The organism is Gordonia sp. NPDC058843, from assembly GCF_042743165.1.
Classification (GTDB): domain Bacteria; phylum Actinomycetota; class Actinomycetes; order Mycobacteriales; family Mycobacteriaceae; genus Gordonia.
This window is the reverse complement of record NZ_JBHYNC010000019.1, coordinates 71,703-89,669: the sequence shown is the minus strand read 5'-3', so window position 1 is coordinate 89,669 and position 17,967 is coordinate 71,703. Positions and strand designations below refer to the sequence as shown.

At 64.4% G+C, this 17,967-nt stretch carries 16 protein-coding genes; 4 read left to right on the top strand and 12 right to left on the bottom strand.

Annotation, left to right across the window (positions count from 1 at the left end; genetic code table 11):
• Nucleotides 1-167: 167 nt before the first annotated feature.
• On the bottom strand, nt 168-638 hold the full coding sequence (locus ACFW3F_RS14575) for a hypothetical protein (RefSeq protein ID WP_388058473.1): 471 nt from the start codon (nt 636-638) through the stop codon (nt 168-170).
• An 82-nt stretch (nt 639-720) separates the two neighbouring features.
• The gene (locus tag ACFW3F_RS14570; protein ID WP_388058471.1) at nt 721-1,389 is read right to left on the bottom strand and encodes a helix-turn-helix transcriptional regulator; all 669 of its coding nucleotides are present in this window, start codon (nt 1,387-1,389) and stop codon (nt 721-723) included.
• 261 nt (nt 1,390-1,650) lie between these two features.
• Here ACFW3F_RS14570 and ACFW3F_RS14565 point away from each other — a divergent pair, with 261 nt between their 5' ends.
• Entirely contained in the window at nt 1,651-2,394 is a 744-nt protein-coding gene (locus tag ACFW3F_RS14565; protein ID WP_388058479.1) for a response regulator, read from the top strand.
• On the opposite strand, the gene ACFW3F_RS14560 is transcribed toward ACFW3F_RS14565, so the two are convergent.
• From ACFW3F_RS14560 to ACFW3F_RS14540, 5 genes are read right to left on the bottom strand one after another with little or no spacing between them, the layout of a single operon-like run.
• Nucleotides 2,395-3,276: an HAD family hydrolase gene (locus tag ACFW3F_RS14560; RefSeq protein ID WP_388058469.1), complete on the bottom strand. Its 882-nt coding sequence runs from the start codon at nt 3,274-3,276 to the stop codon at nt 2,395-2,397.
• Nucleotides 3,273-4,400 (bottom strand): cysteine protease StiP family protein, encoded by a 1,128-nt coding sequence (locus tag ACFW3F_RS14555; protein WP_388058467.1) that lies wholly within the window; start codon nt 4,398-4,400, stop codon nt 3,273-3,275. The genes ACFW3F_RS14560 and ACFW3F_RS14555 overlap by 4 nt, the downstream gene beginning before the upstream one ends.
• The gene (locus ACFW3F_RS14550; RefSeq protein WP_388058465.1) at nt 4,400-5,698 is read right to left on the bottom strand and encodes a phosphoribosyltransferase family protein; all 1,299 of its coding nucleotides are present in this window, start codon (nt 5,696-5,698) and stop codon (nt 4,400-4,402) included. Before ACFW3F_RS14550 ends, ACFW3F_RS14555 begins: the two co-directional genes overlap by 1 nt.
• Nucleotides 5,695-6,912, bottom strand: coding sequence for an HpcH/HpaI aldolase/citrate lyase family protein (locus tag ACFW3F_RS14545; RefSeq protein ID WP_388058463.1), 1,218 nt, complete (start codon nt 6,910-6,912; stop codon nt 5,695-5,697). The genes ACFW3F_RS14550 and ACFW3F_RS14545 overlap by 4 nt, the downstream gene beginning before the upstream one ends.
• Nucleotides 6,909-8,021 (bottom strand): hypothetical protein, encoded by a 1,113-nt coding sequence (locus ACFW3F_RS14540; protein WP_388058461.1) that lies wholly within the window; start codon nt 8,019-8,021, stop codon nt 6,909-6,911. The genes ACFW3F_RS14545 and ACFW3F_RS14540 overlap by 4 nt, the downstream gene beginning before the upstream one ends.
• Nucleotides 8,022-8,268: 247 nt before the next feature.
• Here ACFW3F_RS14540 and ACFW3F_RS14535 point away from each other — a divergent pair, with 247 nt between their 5' ends.
• From ACFW3F_RS14535 to ACFW3F_RS14525, 3 genes are read left to right on the top strand one after another with little or no spacing between them, the layout of a single operon-like run.
• Nucleotides 8,269-8,889, top strand: a complete 621-nt coding sequence (locus tag ACFW3F_RS14535; protein ID WP_033204169.1) for an AIM24 family protein — start codon at nt 8,269-8,271, stop codon at nt 8,887-8,889.
• Between the two features lie 16 nt (nt 8,890-8,905).
• Nucleotides 8,906-9,628 (top strand): AIM24 family protein, encoded by a 723-nt coding sequence (locus ACFW3F_RS14530; RefSeq protein ID WP_388058459.1) that lies wholly within the window; start codon nt 8,906-8,908, stop codon nt 9,626-9,628.
• The gene (locus ACFW3F_RS14525; RefSeq protein ID WP_388058458.1) at nt 9,625-10,389 is read left to right on the top strand and encodes an AIM24 family protein; all 765 of its coding nucleotides are present in this window, start codon (nt 9,625-9,627) and stop codon (nt 10,387-10,389) included. Before ACFW3F_RS14530 ends, ACFW3F_RS14525 begins: the two co-directional genes overlap by 4 nt.
• Before the next feature lie 307 nt (nt 10,390-10,696).
• Here the strand turns inward: ACFW3F_RS14525 and ACFW3F_RS14520 are convergent, their stop codons facing one another.
• The 5 genes from ACFW3F_RS14520 to ACFW3F_RS14500 form a co-directional block, all read right to left on the bottom strand.
• Nucleotides 10,697-11,875, bottom strand: a complete 1,179-nt coding sequence (locus ACFW3F_RS14520; RefSeq protein WP_388058457.1) for a DUF475 domain-containing protein — start codon at nt 11,873-11,875, stop codon at nt 10,697-10,699.
• 144 nt (nt 11,876-12,019) lie between these two features.
• Nucleotides 12,020-12,595 (bottom strand): TerD family protein, encoded by a 576-nt coding sequence (locus ACFW3F_RS14515; protein WP_388058456.1) that lies wholly within the window; start codon nt 12,593-12,595, stop codon nt 12,020-12,022.
• 239 nt (nt 12,596-12,834) lie between these two features.
• Nucleotides 12,835-15,786: an NACHT domain-containing protein gene (locus ACFW3F_RS14510; protein WP_388058455.1), complete on the bottom strand. Its 2,952-nt coding sequence runs from the start codon at nt 15,784-15,786 to the stop codon at nt 12,835-12,837.
• Nucleotides 15,787-15,938: 152 nt separating this feature from the next.
• Nucleotides 15,939-17,030, bottom strand: coding sequence for an inositol-3-phosphate synthase (locus ACFW3F_RS14505; RefSeq protein WP_388058454.1), 1,092 nt, complete (start codon nt 17,028-17,030; stop codon nt 15,939-15,941).
• A complete protein-coding gene (locus ACFW3F_RS14500; RefSeq protein WP_388058477.1) occupies nt 17,023-17,796 on the bottom strand; it encodes a PadR family transcriptional regulator in 774 nt (257 codons plus the stop codon). The genes ACFW3F_RS14505 and ACFW3F_RS14500 overlap by 8 nt, the downstream gene beginning before the upstream one ends.
• Nucleotides 17,797-17,967 lie beyond the last annotated feature (171 nt).

The window sequence follows — 17,967 nt, the reverse complement described above, 5'->3', positions numbered from 1 at the left end:
CTGTCGTGCCCCCGACCCCCCCCACGAAGGGTGTAGCAACGTGTCTCACCGAGCCCTTCGTGGCTCGTCGCTTGCGCTCCTCACACCTCAGGGACCAGGGGTTATGCGGTTCTTTCGGATTAGGGAGTGCGAGGTCGACGAGCCTCGAAGCCCCCGCGAGGCACGTACTACGGCTGCCCCCGCGGGGGTCGCGCCGCCGAGTTCTCGATGTCGCGGCGCCACCACAGCGCCAGCGCGATCTCCACGACGCCGACGACGAGCATCACGGGCTGCAGGAAGAAGAACACCCGGAGCAACGCGACCTGTAGGACGATCCACGCGATCAGCGACCCGCCGGCAAGCAGTCCGCCGAAGATGCCCGGACGCGCGGGCACGGACGGCACGACAACCGCCGCTGCTGCCACCAGGTGCGGCATTGCGATCGCGGCGATGAGCGCGACCCCCGGACCGGCCCACGTGCCGAACGGTGTGTTGGCGAGCCATTCCCGGGGCATCGCCCATCGATCCGCGATGAGAGCCGATCCCCCGCCGATCGCCGCGAGGGCAACGAAGAGTTCGAGCCCACCGAGCGCCCACGCGGCTCTGGTGCGTTGATTACCGACCCGCGGGTCGTCGAAGGTGTCTGACGGCGCGGTCATGGTTCGAGTCTGACGCGCACGGCGATCGGTGTCGTGAGGCGAAGGTCTCCATTCGGAGTGTGCCCGGTGCCGGCCCCGAGTGTCAGGGGTGCACCCAGCCGTCGGCGATGAACTCGACGAGCAACCGGGCCTTGTTCCCGATCGGTCGGCCGGCTTCTTCGTATCGTCGTGCGACTCGTCGATAGTGTTCGCGCACTGTGCTTTCCGCGATCGAGTGAATGCGCGAGGTCTGGCGGAGCGTGGCACCGAGCGTGTAGGTCTCCAGGATCTCCAGTTCTCGGTCGGTGAGTCGCACCCGGTTCGCGAGAGCGGGCGCGGACTGCGGTGTCGGGGGTCCCGCCGCCGATGCCAGCGCGCGCTGCAGTGCCTCCTCGGCGCCCGGGGCCCGAGGGGCGACGCGAATGTGCTCGAACCCGGCGACCCCGTTGCCCACGAAGATGACCTTGACCGACCGCAGCGTCGGCACTCGCCGGACGAAGCCGAGCATTGCCGCGGACCGCACCACGATCGCAGCCGGATCCCGCAGGGCGACGAGCTGTGCAGGTTCGACGACGACCGAGTCGTATCCGGCACTCTCGACGAGCGCGACCAGTGCGGCGTCGAAGATGTCTCCCTCGGCGACGACGGCGGCACTCCGTGCCGGTCTCGATGTCGCGGCGGCAACATGACGAGTTGTCCTCGGCTTCGCGGCGGTGGTTCGCGGTCGGGTGGGTGGGGTGATTCGGTGGATGTCGTTCAGGGGTACGGACATGTGCCGGTTCTCCTTGTCGACTTCGTGGCGAACTGTGGGAGTCGGGGCTGGACGGCGGGACGTCTCCGGGTGATCGACCTGGCTCGCGATCGGGTGTCGAGATGTTTCGTTTTCTCGAACATCAACTTCTTCAGCCTCGCGAACTTGAGACGGTTTGTCAGCGGCATCTCGGACCGGATGTCGTGTTATCCGGGTAAATGATCGCCATTTCGATCAATGACATGTGTAATCACGCACACAACGACAACCTCGGGCATGATCATGCCTGTGCCGAATCACATGCGGGTGCTGGTCGCTTCTCCCCTGGGGCATGTGGTCGCCGCGCCGTTGGCCAAAGCGCTCGATCAGGCCACGGTCACCGTCGCCACCGGACACGACGAGTTCATCCACTCCGTGGCCGGCAACGTGCGGTTCGACGTCGTCGTTGCCGACCTGATCTGGAACCGTCCGGATCTGGAATGGATCTTCGACGGTCTCGACGTCATCGACGCCCTCGACAGCCACGACCGGCACGCTCCGGTCGTCCTGGCGACCCAGGGCCACAGCATGGAACTGGACCATCTCGACGAGGCGCGACTGCGCGACGAGGTGGCCGGGGTCATCGCCAAGTCCGACGGCTTCGCGACGCTGGTCGGAGTCGTACGATCGGTGGCGCTCGGTCAAGGTCTGCCGGACAAGGCGTCATCTGGACGCCGGCCACCTCTCTACGAGCTGTTCACCGGCCGCCGCGGTCACACCGCGGGCCGCCTCGCCGGGGCGATCGCGTCGGGCAGCGCATCGGACAACTCGTCGCTCGCCCGCGCAGCCAAGGTGTCACCGAACACGGCCAACAAGGTGACGAGCCACTACCTCGGGCCGATCATCGTCGAGCGCGGCGAGCATGGGGAATCGCTGCCGATGACGCAGGCGGCCGTCTACCGCTGGTGTGGCCTGCATGCGCGATACCTGATCAGTTGGTGTCGACGCCATGGGCACTCCGACGTCCTCGGACCGATGCCGGCGTGATCAGTTCGCGTGGACTCCGACGTCCCGGCCCCGCCCCGACGGGGCGCTCGATTCCAGCGGGCCGAGGCCGATGCGGTCACCGAACCACCGCAGGATCTCGACACCCGCGAGGGCCCCGGTCGCCGCGGTGACCGTGAGGCCCGGCGTCGACCAGCCGAGTAGCTCCAGCTCGCCGTGACGGGGGCGGATGGCGTGATCTGCGGCGAGCAGCAGGTCGGTGTCGAGCCAACCGTCGCCGGCCGCGTACAGCGCTGCGGAGTCGCCGAGGGTCCCGTCGGCAACCAGCCGTCGTCGGACCTCGGCGATCGCCGCCGACTTGGTCACCGACTGCGGGGTCGCGTAGATCTTTCGGCCCTGCTGAGACGCCGTCCAACCGCGGGCAGCACACCACTCCTGCCACTCCTCGAGGAACTCCGGTGGCTGGGCCGACGGATCGACGACGAGGTAGCAGAAGAGGTCGTCGGCGCTTCGCAGCGCCGTCACCCAGGAATCGTCTGTCCGGCTCCTGAGCTCGCTCTGGACTTCGGCGAGTGTGGCGCCCGCGCGGGTCACCGCATCGTCGATGTGTGCACGCCATTCGGCGTCGTCCTCGCCGTTCACCAGGATCCGGCCGCCGTTGCTCACGACAGCATGTCGGAACGGGCTGCCCGGCAGAGTGATTCGTGCGTACTGCGCCGGAGTGCGGGTGGTTGTCGGGACGACGACGACCTCGCGCGCCAACCTGGTCAGCAGTTCGACGGCGGTCTGGGTCATGTACGAGAGCGGCGCATCCCGATAGATCTCGACGCACACGGTCGCCAGGGTGGTGAACTGCTCCTCGCCCATCGCGGCACGGGAGTAGATCATGGTCCGGTCGAGATCCGTGGCGACCAGGGTAGTCACGCGTCCTCCTTGATCAGCCCGACACACGAGTACGCGAGATGAGGCGAAACCTCTACCGGTACACCTCGTTCGGCGGCGAGCAACCGGATGTGACGATGCTCGGGCATGTCGTCCTCGCGCACCAGGATGCGCCACGGCACGCGTCGTAACAACACCCTCGTCGTTTCGCCGACACCGGGCTTGACCAGGTTGATCGAAGACAGACCGTATTCGGTCTGGATGCGCTCGACCGATCGCCAGCCGGACCAGTCGGGCCGACGCGATAGGGGCGTCATCGACTCGACCGTCGCCCGGACCCGGTCGGCCACCGCGTCGAACTCCGCGCTGACGGTGTCCAGGAACACTTCCGAGACATCGAAGTCGGTGAGTTGGCGGTAGAACTTCGCACCGTGGTACTCGCCGGGGCCGATGTGGTCGGCGTTCAGGACGGTGCGCGAGACCAGGCCGGACACCGTGGAATTGAGGCAGGCGGAGGCGATGAGGAAGTCGTCCCTGGTGCCGAAGAGGGTCGTACAGGACCCGGGGTCGGCCAGGACCGCCAGTTCATCGTGCAACCGTGGCCGGCCGGCGTGTGCGTACTCGTCGACGGCGGCGGTGAGCTCGCGCTGGATGGCACCCTTGCCGGTCCAGCCGTCGACGAAGACGATCGATTCGGCCGGGTGGCGCGCCACGATGTGATCGAGTGCGACGGTGTCGATACCGCGGCCGCGCACGATCGAGACCGTGTAGTGCTGCGGGTCGACGCCGTGGATGGTGGACATCCACCGTCGGATCAGGATGCCGACCGGGGTTCCGGCCCTCGCGAGCGACACCAGGGTCGGCGTCGAGTGGCGCTCGGCCAGGGTGAGTTCGGATACGACACCGACCGCTTCCGCGAGGCGCTGGGCCGAGGACCGCAGTGTCGCGTGGAACAGATCCTGGTACTCACGACCCGGTTGATACTCGATCGGCAGGGACTCGGCGTAGTGGGCCTGTCCGGACTGGATACGCCGTTCCCGTTCGTGCAGTTCGCCTTCCAGTGCCACGTCGGACAGGTCCTTGAGCAGCCAGGTGACCTCGTCGGCCCCGTACGAACCGAAGTCCGGTCCGCGCAGGGGCGGAGTGGTGGCGGTGACCCGGTCCATCAGCGCACCGCCTCTCGAGCTCGAGCCAGGGAACGCTGGTCGGTCGCAGGCAGGACCGCCAGGACGACCGGATGTCCGGCGGCGGTGAGGACGTCGATCAGTCCGCCGGCACCACGCAACCCGGCGGTGTCGGCCGGTGAGTCCACGACCAGCACGACCTGTGGGTCCGGACGGTCGGCGGACGACACGTTGTAGACATACCGAGGCGTACCCGGGTCGGGTTCCGGTGCGATGAAGCGGAACCCACGCCGGAGCGGATAACCCGGGACATCGTGCACCTGGGCCGGCGACCTCGTGGTGGTCTGGTATCCGGTGGCGAAACCACGACGCTCCAGTGCCTCCGCGATGCACAGGGGTGCGTACATCAGCTCCTCATGTCCGATCACGACCACCGGGCGTCGCGGATCCAGCTGATCAGCCACGGTTTCGGCGGCGTCGGCCGCGGCTCGATGGAAGTCGGTGGAGTCGGAGCGGAGCATTCCGTGCCTGCCTCCGTCGGGAACCGCGGCCGGCCAGTCGAGCGACACCGCGACCAGGTCGCCGAGTTGTGGTGCCACGGGATTGAGGTCATCGGACTCGAGCTGCCACACGTCGTCGAGAAGCGTCGGCGGGAGCGTGATCGAGCCGTTCGCGAGCGCCACGTAGGCGATCTCGGCGCCGAGTCGTGCTGCAAACGCGTCACATTCGGACCGTTGCGCATGCGTGCGCATGTCCACAAGTGAGGCCACGACGAAACGCGTGCGGGGTCGGTCCGCGACAATGGCGTCGATGGCACCGAGCGCGGTCTTGCCGGTCGAGATCTCGTCGTCGACCAGGATCAGCACCTCGTGCGGCGTCGTGGCATCGAAGAAGGCGGGGTCACTGGGCTGCAGCAGGTGCGTCGTCGCATGCGAATGCCCTTCCTCGAAGGTGCCCGACACCACCGCCTCGGGGTGCCTGCGGCGCGTCGAATGCAGGTACCGCGACGCAGAGATCCGTTCGGCCACACAGTGTCCGAGTCCGGTTGCGGTTTCGGCGAAACCGAAGACGACGGCGTCGCGTGCCGAGTCCGCCCCGATCTCGGCGATGACTGCAGCGCCGAGATCGTCGGCCGCGTCTCGGACGACCCTCGGCGGGGTCGGGATGTGCTTGCCCAGCACGGTGGACACCAGCAGATGTGCGCGGCGCCGGTTGTGACGCAGTCCGAGGGAGACGAGGTCGTGCACCGTGTGGTCCGGATGGGCATCGTCGCCGGTGGTGATCTCGACGCCGAAACGCTCGGTCACCCAGTCGATGCCGACGGTGTCCGGATCGTTCACGAGGTGGCCGATCCGGGCGAGGCGAGCGCGGTGAGCAGGTCGACGAAGGTGACCCCCTGGCGGGTCACGCCGAAGGCGGCAGCGCGGTCGATGACCCGCAATGCCCAATTGCGGTGCGGCTTCAGTTCATTCATCTTGTTGCGGTATGACGATGCCCGCACCCCGCCGGACTCTCCGGCCAGGATGTCGAGTGCGTCGTGATACTCCTCGTGGGTCACCGCCGACAGCGCGTGCACCGCGGCGACGTGCGCGGGGTGGATGACCGTCTTGCCGTGCAGACCGTTGGCGCGATCGAGCGTGATCTCGCGCAGGAGGCCGTCCATGTCGCGGCTGACGAGTTGCTGCCGGAAGTAGACGGCGTCGTTTTCCCGGAACGGCGTGTGCCGCAACATGGGTTGGAACATGCGCTCGTGGTCCGCGAAGTACTCCCACACGGGCCCGGTGACGACGAAGCCGCTCTCGTCGCTGCGCCCGAGGTGGTTGACGATGCCGGCGATCACATCCGCCGCGACCCGGACGTCGTAGATGGTCAGATCCCGATCCCGGCGGATGCCGAAATATCCGCAGATGTCGGTGGCGCCGATACGCACGGCCAGCACGCGGTCCCGGTGCGCGCCGAGGACCGATGCCAGGGCGGTCAATTCGTCGTCGCGGGTTTCGCGGTGGACAACCGCCGCCGACTCGAGGACCGGCATCACCCACAGGTGCTTCGAGAGAGTCTCGCTCGCGCGGGTGACCGCCTCCAGGGCGGCCGCGGCGTTGTCCGAACCGAACTTCGGGATCACGAAGCCGGTCAGGGCAGTCGGCGTGTCGAGGGCGGTGACGATCGGCATGATCTGGTCCACCGAACGCGGGCGGACGAAGAGCAGCATCGGTCGACCCGGGTTCTCGGCGATGTCGCGCAGCGCGGCCACGGCGCGCTCGATCGCCTCGGCCTCCTCGTGGTCGGCGACGGCGTCCTCGAGGTCGATGACCATGGAGATGACGCCTCCGGCACGTCGTCGGCGGATCACCTCAGCGAGATCGGGCCGGGTGGCCGGGACGTAGAGGGTCGCACCCAGCGCGACAGCGACGCGCTGCGCGGGCCAATTGACGTCGATGGACTCGGGTCGCCGGAGGAACAGCTCGTCGATCGTCGCCTGTTCCAGGTGGTCGAAGTGCCTGATGGTACCGGGCTCGAGACCGGTGTCGTCGGGTCGTGCAGTGGTGGTCATCCGGCGGCCACCCGTCCTCTCATCCGCGAAACGATCTCGGTGATCCGGTCGTCCACCGCACGGAGCTGGGTCAGGTAGCTCCAGTAGTCGGGGTGGATGCGGTCGAGGTCCCCCTTGGCGCGCTCGATCCGGTCGGCCTGAGCATCGAGGACCGAGCCCCATTCGTCAACCAGAGCGTGATTGACCGCAAAGAGCTGGGCGTCACGTAGACGGAAGCGAACCCGCTGCTCGGCGGCTCGGGGGTCGGCGCGGACCTCGCGCAGCAAGCGCAACCTGTCGAGCACGGCGTCGACGGCCTTCTCTGCCACGGCCAGGTCGTCGCGGGCGGCGTCGGCCCGATCGATGGCCTGGTCGGGCGCGTTGTCGACCATGGCGCGTGCCGCCGCGAGTTCGGCGTCGGCATGCACGAGCCGCTCGTCGACGACCGCGCCGTTGCGTTGCAGGTCGAGGGAACAGTCGGCGCTGAACTCCCGCCGAAGGGCCGACAGGGTGTCGGGGACCTGCGCGCCGCGAGTGGACACGGCGCTCCGGCGGGTTTCCACCGAACGGATGACCTGCTGTGCCCGCTCGGCGAGACCGGGGGCGTCGGCGAGGAGCTGTTCGAGGCGTCGCGCCGCGCTGAGCACCGCGGCCGCGGCGGTCTGCCGTTCGCGAAGGCCCGCGCCCTCGTCGAACGTCGCGAGCGTCCGCGCGAGTTCGTCGGTGGCGATCGACACCGACTGCAGCCGTGCCACCGCCGGAGCCGCGTTCTCCAGGGCGGTCATCGCCCGGTTGGCGGCCACCCGGGCTTCGTGATCCTGGGCGTCGGCGGCGCGCATCGTGGCCCGTGCACGCTCGAGTGTGCCGGCGTTGGTCTGTGCGAAGTCGCGCATCGAGGCGGTGATGGCCCGCAGTGCCTGGGTGGAGCGGTCGAGTTCCTGCGGGCCGACACGTGAGCCGGCCGGCGGCGAGACCAGCCGGAGATAGTCCGACGTCGCCTGGGCGTGCTGTTCGCGGATGCCCGACCACGCGGCGCGCAGCTGCGACCGCGGGTCGAGAGTGGAACTCACACCGACGGCCGGATCGATCTCGGCCAGGACGGATTCGGACTCCAGGAACGCCGCTGTCATTTGTTCCGATGATGCAGGTGGTGCGGAATTCGTGCGTGAATCGTTCCCGAACCATCGACGTACGAAGTTTCCGGGCACCACACGATGCTATCGGCTATTTTCATCTCCGTATGAGGCCGGATTCCCCGGCTCGCGGCAGGTTGGGATACCGGTCGTCGGCGGGTGCCGTGGTGCGGGGATGGCGTCGGGAGACGAACGAGGGACGGTCGAACGGCGACCTCCCCGCGGCGCGAGAGAGGCACGTCGAATGCAGTTGGTACAACGGTCCAAACGCGTGGTGGAAGCCAGGCTGAACAATTCCGCGGTCCGCGCGATCAGTGGCTCGATGGTCGCCTACGAGGGGCAGGTCACCTTCAAGTCGGCGGGCTTCGGTGGCGGCGACGGTGTGCTCGCGGGTCTGAAGCAGCGGGCCACCGGAGAGGCGTTGTCGCTCATGGAGGCGTCGGGCAACGGCATCGTCTACTTCGCTCACAACGCCGCCGAGACGACCGTCATCGAGCTCAACAACGAGACGCTGCAGGTGGAGTCCGAGCAACTGATGGTGCTCAACGGCAACCTGCAGACCAACGTCACCTTCGCGGGTCTGCGCGGAGCGTCATCGGGTCAGGGGTTGTTCACCACGACGGTGAGCGGCCACGGACAGATCGCGCTGCTGTCCAACGGCGGCCCGCTCATCCATCTCGAGGTGTCACCGCAGTATCCGCTCGTGGTCGACCCGGATGCGTTCGTTTGCGCCCGCGGGCAGCTGAGTCAGTCCTTCGTCACCGACGTCTCCTGGCGCTCGGCGCTGGGACAGGGTGGCGGCGAGGCATTCTCGCTGCGCTGGGATGGCAGTGGCGTCGTGTCGATTCAACCGGCCGAGCGGTGAGGGTGAGGTAACGAGAATGTTCACCAAGGTCAACAGCAAGGTCGTGTCCGTCGACATCGGTCGCACCGGGCCCGTCATCGCACGACGCGGGGCGATGCTCTTCTACAAGGGGAACGTGCACTTCCAACCCCACCAGATCGCGGGTGCGGGCGGTATGGGCGGCGGGATGCCAGGGCTGGGCGGTATGGCGGGCATGGCCGGTCGGATGATCGCCGGCGAGCACGAGTCGACGATGATCGCGCAGGGGCACGGCGAAGTGCATTACGGCTTCCTCGGCATCGAGGTGCACGTCGTGGACCTCGGGGCGGTCGGTGGCACGATGCGCGTCGAGGCGTCGCGCCTGCTCGCCTACGGGGCCAATCTGCAGGCCTCTGTCGTCTCGGTCGCCTCGCAGGGTGGCGGCGGTGGCGGTGGCGGAGGCGGTGGTCTGTTCGGGGCGCTGCGGAACGCGGCAGCCGGGGCGGTCACCGGGCAGGGCATGTTCACGACGCAACTGTCGGGTGCCGGCTCGGTGGTGCTTCTCGGGCACGGCGGGGTCTTCGAACTCGAGGTGTCGCCGCAGAGGCCGGTCGTGAGCGTCGATCCACAGGCGTTCGTCGGGTCGGCGGGGCAGGTCAACACCACCCTGCGATCCTCGATGAGCTGGCGCAACGTCGGCCGAACCGGTGGTGAGGCAATGCAATTGGAATGTTCCGGACAGGGCGTCGTGTATGTGCAGGCATCGGAGGAGAAGCTGTGAGCCAACTCAACACCGTGTGGAGTCCGATGAATCTGCCGTCGGACGACAATGTGCCGGACAACAACTACTCGTTCTGCATCGACCTCAACCAGCCGTGGTTCATGTCCAAGGGCGCGATGATCGCCTACTACGGGCAGATGCAGTTCACCGCGCTGACACAGGGGCTACAGGGCAACATGCTGCAGATGGTCGCGCAGCAGTTCTCCGCCCCGCTGTACCTCGGTGACTACGTCGTCGCCGAGGGTCACGGGAAGCTGATCATCGGCGACCGCGGCTACGACATCAACGCCTACGATCTCGAAGACGGTAACCTCACCATTCGAGCGGCCAATCTCCTTGCCTTCCAGCCGAACCTGTCGCTGAACCAGTCCATCGTGCCTGGCTTCCTGACGCTCATCGGCACCGGCAAGTTCCTCGCGTCGTCGAACGGTCCGGTGATGTTCGTCGAGCCGCCGGTGCGCGTCGACCCGGAAGCGCTTGTCGGATGGTCGGATTGCCCGTCGCCGAGTCACCACTACGACGAGGCGTGGGTCAACGGCTTCATCGCGGCCGCGGGCCGCCGGATGGGCATGAACTCCGGTGAGGAGCGCCAGTTCGACTTCACCGGGTCCGGAACGGTTCTGGTGCAGTCGAGCGAGAAGGTGCGCGACGACACGTCGATCCTGCGCACCATTCAGGGTCACCTCCCGGGCATGTCGACGCCCAGCCTGCACCAGATCAATCAGCAGGTCACCCAACAGCTCGGTCAACAACAGGGCTGAGTCCGGTCCACGAGAACAACTGCGCCGCAGGTCCGTTTGGGACCTGCGGCGCAGTTGTCTCCCGCTCCCTGAGGTGCGAGGAGCGATAGCGACGAGCCTCGAAGGGTTTGGCGAGTCAGGTCACCAAACCCTTCGAGGCTCGCTTCGCTCGCACCTCAGGGAGCAGAAGATCGGGCCGCTCACACTCTGGCGCACCGGTTGTCCGCCCCCTGAGGAGCGAGCTTGCGAGCGTTGTCCGCTCTCTGAGGAGCGAGCTTGCGAGCGTTGTCCGCCCCCTGAGGAGTGAGCTTGCGAGCGTCTCGAAGGGTCAGATGTTGACCTTCTCCTCTTCGCCCTTCGCCGCGAGGCGATTGCGGCGGATGACGCTGGAGATCAGCGACGCGATGATCAGCGCGACACCGACCAGGCCGGTGAAGATCTCCGGCACGTGGGTGCCGATCGAGTAGAGCAGGATGAACGCCAGCGCACCGATGGCCCAGTGGGCACCGTGCTCGAGGTACACATACTCCGACAACGTGCCCTTGCGCACCAGGTAGACGGTGAGCGAGCGGACGAACATCGCGCCGATGAGGCCGAGGCCGAGGGCGATGATGATCGGGTCCGCGGTGATGGCGAACGCGCCGATGACGCCGTCGAAGGAGAACGACGCGTCGAGGACCTCGAGGTAGAGGAACAGGAAGAACCCTGCCTTGCCGGTGGCCTTGGCCAGGCCGGACGGGCCCGACTTGTCGCCCGCCGCGTCCTCGCCGCTGGTCTTCGCAGCCGCCGTCTTCTCGGCGGCGTCGGTGCCCGGTTCGACTGCCTCGTTGTCGTCGTCGTCTTCGACTTCGACGTTGAAGTACTCGCCGAGGCCGTTGACCAGGATGTAGGTGATCATGCCGAGCGAGCCGGCGAGCATGACCGTCAACTGCTCGTCGGGTGCGGCGATGTAGGTCGCGGTGAGAACCAGCAGCGTGATCGCGATGACGACCTCGAGCATCTCCAGCTTGCCGATCTTCTCGAGCGGCCGCTCGATCCACGACAACCAGGTGAGCTCCTTCTGTCCGAAGAAGAAGCCCAGGAACAGCATGAGCAGGAACATGCCGCCGAACGCCGCGATCTGCGGATGCGCGTCGGTGATGATCGTCTCGTAGCTCGGATCACCGTTGGCGAAGTACGCCGCATCGTCCGCCGGCGGGTTCAATGCGAGATCGAGTGCCTGCGCCGGGTTGAGGCCCGAGGCGATCCACACGATGACCAGCGGGAACACCAGACGCATACCGAAGACGGCGATCAGGATGCCGATGGTGAGGAAGATCTTCTGCCAGAACTCGCTCATCCGGCGGAGGATCGTGGCGTTGATGACTGCGTTGTCGAAGGAGAGCGAGATCTCGAAGACGCCGAGGATGGCCGTCAGGATCAGCGCTTCGACGCCGCCGTAGAGGAACGCGATGATCAGCGACACGATCGTCACGACCACCGAGAGGCCGAAAATTCTTACTACCACTGGCTTGTGGCCTTTCTAGAGGTGCGTGTGATCAGCCGACCGCGTTGTCGGAGAGGAGTGGTGACGCGCGGATGCCGCACCCGTACGAAAACGGGTGCGGCATCCACGGGCACGTTCAGGCGGACAGCCGGAGTCGCGAAGGACTCAGACGTTCACACCGAAGTCGCGCGCGATGCCCGCGAGACCCGAAGCATAACCCTGGCCGACCGCGCGGAACTTCCACTCCGACCCATGACGGTACAGCTCACCGAAAACCATCGCGGTCTCGGTGGAGGCATCCTCGCTGAGGTCGTAGCGGGCGATCTCGGCGCCACCGGCCTGGTTGACCACGCGGATGAACGCGTTGCGCACCTGTCCGAAGGACTGCGACCGTGCGTCGGCGTCGTAGATCGACACGGGGAAGACGATGGAGTCGATGTTCGGCGGGACACCCGCGAGGTCGACCTTGATGACCTCGTCGTCGCCCTCACCCTCACCGGTCAGGTTGTCGCCGGTGTGCTCGATCGAGCCGTCGGGCGAACGCAGGTTGTTGAAGAAGATGAAGTGCTGGTCGGAGACGACCTTCTTGTCGGCGCCGAGCGCGATGGCACTGGCGTCGAGGTCGAAGTCGGTTCCGGTGGTGCTTCGGATGTCCCAGCCGAGGCCGACGGAGACCGCAGTCAGGCCCGGAGCCTCCTTGCTCAGCGAAACGTTTCCGCCCTTGCTCAGGCTCACGCCCATGGTTTGCGCCTTTCTGTTTGGTACGGGGTCTCGTGATGTCCGATGTGCCCGATACCGGGCCACTCGGAGCAATCGACAACACTCTATGTGAAGGGTGTGGCGCGGTCACTGATTTGGTCGGATGACCTGCGGTTTCCTTCTTGCACGTCGAGCTGAGAGTGTGCAAGCGTTGCGCTGCTGACCTGTCGTGCCTCGAGTCGCCCAACGCATACGGAAGTCGGTGCGGCAGGACCAGCGACTCATAGTGGGTCTGCGTCCAACGCCGCGGTGCTCTCCTCTTCTTGGTCGGCGCGGAAGGTATCGAACTCTCCCGATAACCAGCGCTCGTAGTAGCGGCGCACCGCGCGGTTTGATGGTTGCGTATCGACTGCGCGACGCTCGTCGGTGTCTGCTTGCGTGCGCGTTCCTCGAAGAAAATGCTCGGCTTGCACAATACGTCGATTGTCTGGTAGCTCACTTCGTCGTCGACTTCCCGACCGGATCTCGATGAAAGGGAGCGAGAGCAGGATGGCTAGGTCTTTGCGTGCCAATTCTTGCTTAATACCCCGCAATATTCCACGGTTCATATGACTTGTCATGAACCGAGTTTCCTCGGACGCTTTCAGCCAGGGGGTTTCAGCCTCCAGCAGAAACTCGGTGACTGAACGCACCAGGTCCTGCGAGACCCAACCCCCGTTGCGTGCGGTGCGCACTAGTGTGTAGGCAAGGGGAGGAATGAGGACGTCACCTGCAATGGACGGGTCATACAGCATGAATACCCCGTGCGTTTCAAGCGCTTCGGTTGGAGAAATCAAGCCCGTTCGGACCGCTTCGGCGGCGGCCCACCGGAATTCCCGCGCGTAGGTGGATAACGCATCCCGGACCATGCTCGAGTGATCCGCATCTGCGTCTAGCCAAACACGATCTTCTCGAGTCGCGTGATCCAAGGAGGGTCCTGCGGAATCGTGACTAAACCTCCCTGCGTATAAGGCGAGGGACAGTGCTCGTTGATCTGTTCCGGTGTCCAGCCGTCGCTTCACATGCTTCCAGTAATACTTTGCGGTTAACCGCCGGTTTTCCTGCGTTACTGAATGAATGCTGTAGATAGCATAGTCAGGACGGGAGGTTCCGGGCGAGGCGTCCGAGAACACTGTTGAAAACTCGCAGATCGAATCAACGCACGCACTCACGAGGGCGTCAAGAACCTGAGGCCGAGGGACGATGAATTGAAGACTACGGATGCAGAATGACAGTGCAGTTTCGGCCGCGATCGCGTCAATCTCTTCACTTTGGGTGATTCGCTGTACGGCGAGATCGATAAAATTGTCCGCTCCATCATCTACGGTCTTTCCCAGCAACTGAAGGGCTAGCTGACATACCACATCCCACTCTGAGCGTAGGATGTGTGGCCACAACCGGTCTAGGAGGTTGCTTGGGTCTGGATTCAAACGAACCAGATGACTTGCCGTGAAGAACTCAAGAAAAGTTCTGTGAGTGAAACCGAAGATGTCCTCGCCAACCTCAGTCAGAACCCAGGCGCGACCTTTGCAGAAATCGACGAACTCTACTGCTGCTTGTTCCGCCTCAATGTCATCATCGAATCGCTTTTCGAGTAGATATGACTGAACAGAGCTCACAAGCTCGCTGCGGGGAATCCCTATCTTCTTGTCTGCGGTGTACTCATGATAGGCGATATGCCGAATTGCGGACTGAATATGCGCATCGAAGCTCACACGAGATTTGATCCCGCGCTGGCCGTCCCACTTGTCGAACAGAAGTAACGAGCACTTTTCGTAAACGTCAGGCCGATTGCGAGGGATGTATCCCTCGCCCGAGTAGATTCCACACATCAGCGACAGCATTAGCGGATTGGAGGTGAGGTCTCGAACGAACTTGCTGTCTTGGAGAAATGATTCGGCTATTGTTGCTTGGCGGGCCGGGTCAACGGAGTCATCAAGACTAAACCACCGGCGCGCGTACGACTCGATCTGGTCGTCGTCGAATGAGCCCAGCTCGCACGCGGTGAACTTATCAGGATCCAGTGCAGCTTCGCTGTAACCGATCCGCCTGGAAGTTACTAATACGGACGTAGTTGGATACTTATCAGCGAAGCCCTCAACGGCTTGCACCACCTGTCTTCTGTCTGAAGTATCTGTCAACTCGTCAAGTCCGTCAAAGAATACGGCTGCTCTTCCATTGAACAGCAGGTATTCAACCGCCTTCGCGGGGGGAGGAACGGCGAACGGCACTCTGCATTGGGACTCGATAAAATCAACCACGGAAGAGCCTGCTTGGCGGGCGGGGGCGTAGTCTTTAAGAGGCACCCAAAAAGCTACCAGTGCAGGTAAGTCGGCGACCTTTCCTGCGCAAATATCATGCAGTAGTTTCAGTGAACCCGTGGTTTTCCCTCCGCCTGGATCTCCCAGTAGAACGACTCGACCGTACTTGGCAATCTCGGAAGACAGGTTCCTATCGTCTTGCGCGCTCCGGCCGTCTAGGTTTATTTCTTCGTCCTGGTGAGCTTGCAGAGAGAGGCTTATTCGAGGTTGAACGAAGAGCCTTTCGTACGGCACGCGCCGAGATGTGCCCGCATGGGGAAGTCGCATCGCGCCGTACATCGACCTCACTGCGTTCCGTATTTCAGACTCGAAAGTGTAGATCGACTGGATGTCCTCGACGCTCTTGATTAGCGAGCTGTTAGCGATGCTCTCCGATGCTAGGAGTGTCGCAGACTTCACCAGGCTGGCTTTAACTGTTGCGGAAACACCAGACTGATCATCTGGACAAACCGTTTTTACCGCTTCCTGTACCGCAGCTGAGCAGACATCGAAGAGTTTGCTGCGGACTATTGCTGCCGCGTCATCGGACCCTAGGTGAAGAGCAAGCAGACAGTCGAACTCATCTTCCAGGCTTGAACGATACTTCTCAGGGTTTCCACCATGAGTTCTCAGAATTTCTTTTGTAGCTATCTTGTAGACAAGCTCGCCAAACTCTGGAGTCGACACAAATTTTAGAAGTTCAGAGCGTTCGAGATCCGTTAGATCTACAGCTAAGTCACTTACGTTGCTTAGAATTGTGGGAACTTCATCGAGTTGCCGAGCAGCACGTACATCAGAGATCTTGCGAAGTCCTAGCTGAACCATCCACCCCGCGACTCTTGTAGTCGCCGTGCCAACGGCTTTAGCTATCGCGGTCTCGATCGGTGTAGTCATTGAGCCCCTGTAGAGATAACGAAGTGTTCGGACTGTGGAGTCAAGCCGCACAAGCGTATCCACGCTGCCGAGTATCCGAAAGAGACCCAATAGACGAAAGAGGGGCCGTCCACCCCAGATCTCTGGAGTAGACGGCCCCAAACCGTCGAGGCTCAGGCCTCGATGATGAACTCCTCGAGCTGCTTGCGCGCGACGTCGTCGGCGAGCTGCTTCGGCGGGGACTTCATCAGGTAGGCCGATGCCGGGAGGATCGGTCCACCGATGCCGCGGTCCTTGGCGATCTTGGCGGCGCGCACGGCGTCGATGATGATGCCGGCCGAGTTGGGGGAGTCCCAGACCTCAAGCTTGTACTCCAGGTTCAGCGGCACGTCACCGAAGGCGCGGCCTTCGAGGCGGACGTAGGCCCACTTGCGGTCGTCGAGCCACGCGACGTGGTCCGACGGGCCGATGTGGACGTTCTTGTCCTCGACCTTGCCGGCGAGCGAGCCGGTCAGGTTGGAGGTCACGGCCTGGGTCTTGGAGACCTTCTTCGACTCCAGACGCTCACGCTCGAGCATGTTCTTGAAGTCCATGTTGCCGCCGACGTTGAGCTGGTAGGTGCGGTCCAGCGTGACGCCGCGATCCTCGAACAGCTTCGCCATCACGCGGTGGGTGATGGTGGCGCCGACCTGGCTCTTGATGTCGTCGCCGACGATCGGGACACCGGCGTCGGCGAACTTCTGGGCCCACTCGGGGTCAGAGGCGATGAACACCGGGAGGGCGTTGACGAAGGCGACGCCTGCATCGATGCAGCACTGAGCGTAGAACTTGTCGGCCTGCTCGGAGCCGACCGGGAGGTAGCTGACGAGGACGTCGACGTCGTTGTCCTTGAGCGCCTGTACGATGTCGACACCGGAACCGTCTGCCTCGGTGATGGTCTCGAGGTAGTACTTGCCGAGACCGTCGAGGGTGTGACCGCGCTGGACGGTGACGCCGGTCGGCGGCACGTCGGCGATCTTGATGGTGTTGTTCTCGCTCGCGAAGATCGCGTCGGACAGGTCGAAGCCGACCTTCTTGGCGTCGACGTCGAACGCGGCGACGAACTCGACGTCGCGGACGTGGTACTTGCCGAACTTCACGTGCATGAGGCCGGGAACACTGGAGTTCTCGTCGGCGTCCTTGTAGTACTGCACGCCCTGCACCAGGGATGAAGCGCAGTTTCCTACGCCCACAATGGCAACGCGCACCTTATTGGGCTCACCCATGGTCGGGTTCTCCTTCTTCTCGCGGCATCGCAGTCGTTCGCTGCGCAACCGGTGTTTTCCGTTGCTCGGTTTGGTCGAGCTGTTCGTCCCGGCTCGGCGTCGAGGCCGGGTCTAGATAATCGTCATCGGCTCGTCCGGGGGAGGCCGGCGGCCGCCCCGAATCGAGCTGAGACCGTGCGCTTTCGGCGAGATCGTCGCCGAACTCCCCGTCGAACTCCCCGTCGAACGGTCCTGGGGTCCCGTCCTGCTCGGAGCTCTCGGCTGCGATCAACTCGTTGAGCCAGCGGACTTCCCGTTCACTGGACTCGAGGCTGAGCTGATGCAGCTGACGGGTGTACCGGTCGACGGCCCGGTTGGACCGCCCGACGATTTCCCGCAACCCCTCCCGACGCTCTTCGACCTGCCGGCGGCGTCCCTCGAGGATGCGCATGCGCGCAACCGCGGGGGTCCGGCTGAAGAACGCCAGGTGCACACCGAAGCCGTCGTCGGTGTAGTTCTGGGGTCCGGTATCGGCGACCAGCTCGGCAAACCGCTCTCGGCCTGCGTCGGTGAGCTGGTAGACGCGTCGGCCACGCCGCACCTTCGCGCCAAGAGGCGTTTCCGGTTCGTCGATGAGGCCGTCGGCCTGCATGCGACGCAGCGTCGGGTACAGCGATCCGTACGAGAACGCACGGAAGGCGCCGAGTAGACCGGTGAGCCGCTTGCGTAGCTCGTACCCGTGCATGGGGGATTCGAGGAGCAATCCGAGAATGGCCAGCTCGAGCACTTCGCCCCCCTTCACGGTCCCGTCGATGATCTGTCACTACTTCTCGGAGTTGATGTACCGGCGCGCTCTGACGAGCCGACACCTCACTCCGATGTATTCGCCAATGTATCGCACCGATATAACTGGTGTCCACGAGTGGTCGGTCAGAAGAAGCACAGGTGTCCGGCCGGC

Coding starts and splice junctions, on each gene's coding strand:
- ACFW3F_RS14505 (WP_388058454.1), bottom strand. CDS start 17,030: ATGGGTGAGCCCAATAAGGTGCGCGTTGCCATTGTGGGCGTAGGAAAC.
- ACFW3F_RS14545 (WP_388058463.1), bottom strand. CDS start 6,912: ATGACCACCACTGCACGACCCGACGACACCGGTCTCGAGCCCGGTACC.
- ACFW3F_RS14510 (WP_388058455.1), bottom strand. CDS start 15,786: ATGACTACACCGATCGAGACCGCGATAGCTAAAGCCGTTGGCACGGCG.
- ACFW3F_RS14575 (WP_388058473.1), bottom strand. CDS start 638: ATGACCGCGCCGTCAGACACCTTCGACGACCCGCGGGTCGGTAATCAA.
- ACFW3F_RS14515 (WP_388058456.1), bottom strand. CDS start 12,595: ATGGGCGTGAGCCTGAGCAAGGGCGGAAACGTTTCGCTGAGCAAGGAG.
- ACFW3F_RS14535 (WP_033204169.1), top strand. CDS start 8,269: ATGCAGTTGGTACAACGGTCCAAACGCGTGGTGGAAGCCAGGCTGAAC.
- ACFW3F_RS14565 (WP_388058479.1), top strand. CDS start 1,651: ATGCCTGTGCCGAATCACATGCGGGTGCTGGTCGCTTCTCCCCTGGGG.
- ACFW3F_RS14540 (WP_388058461.1), bottom strand. CDS start 8,021: ATGACAGCGGCGTTCCTGGAGTCCGAATCCGTCCTGGCCGAGATCGAT.
- ACFW3F_RS14570 (WP_388058471.1), bottom strand. CDS start 1,389: ATGTCCGTACCCCTGAACGACATCCACCGAATCACCCCACCCACCCGA.
- ACFW3F_RS14530 (WP_388058459.1), top strand. CDS start 8,906: ATGTTCACCAAGGTCAACAGCAAGGTCGTGTCCGTCGACATCGGTCGC.
- ACFW3F_RS14555 (WP_388058467.1), bottom strand. CDS start 4,400: ATGGACCGGGTCACCGCCACCACTCCGCCCCTGCGCGGACCGGACTTC.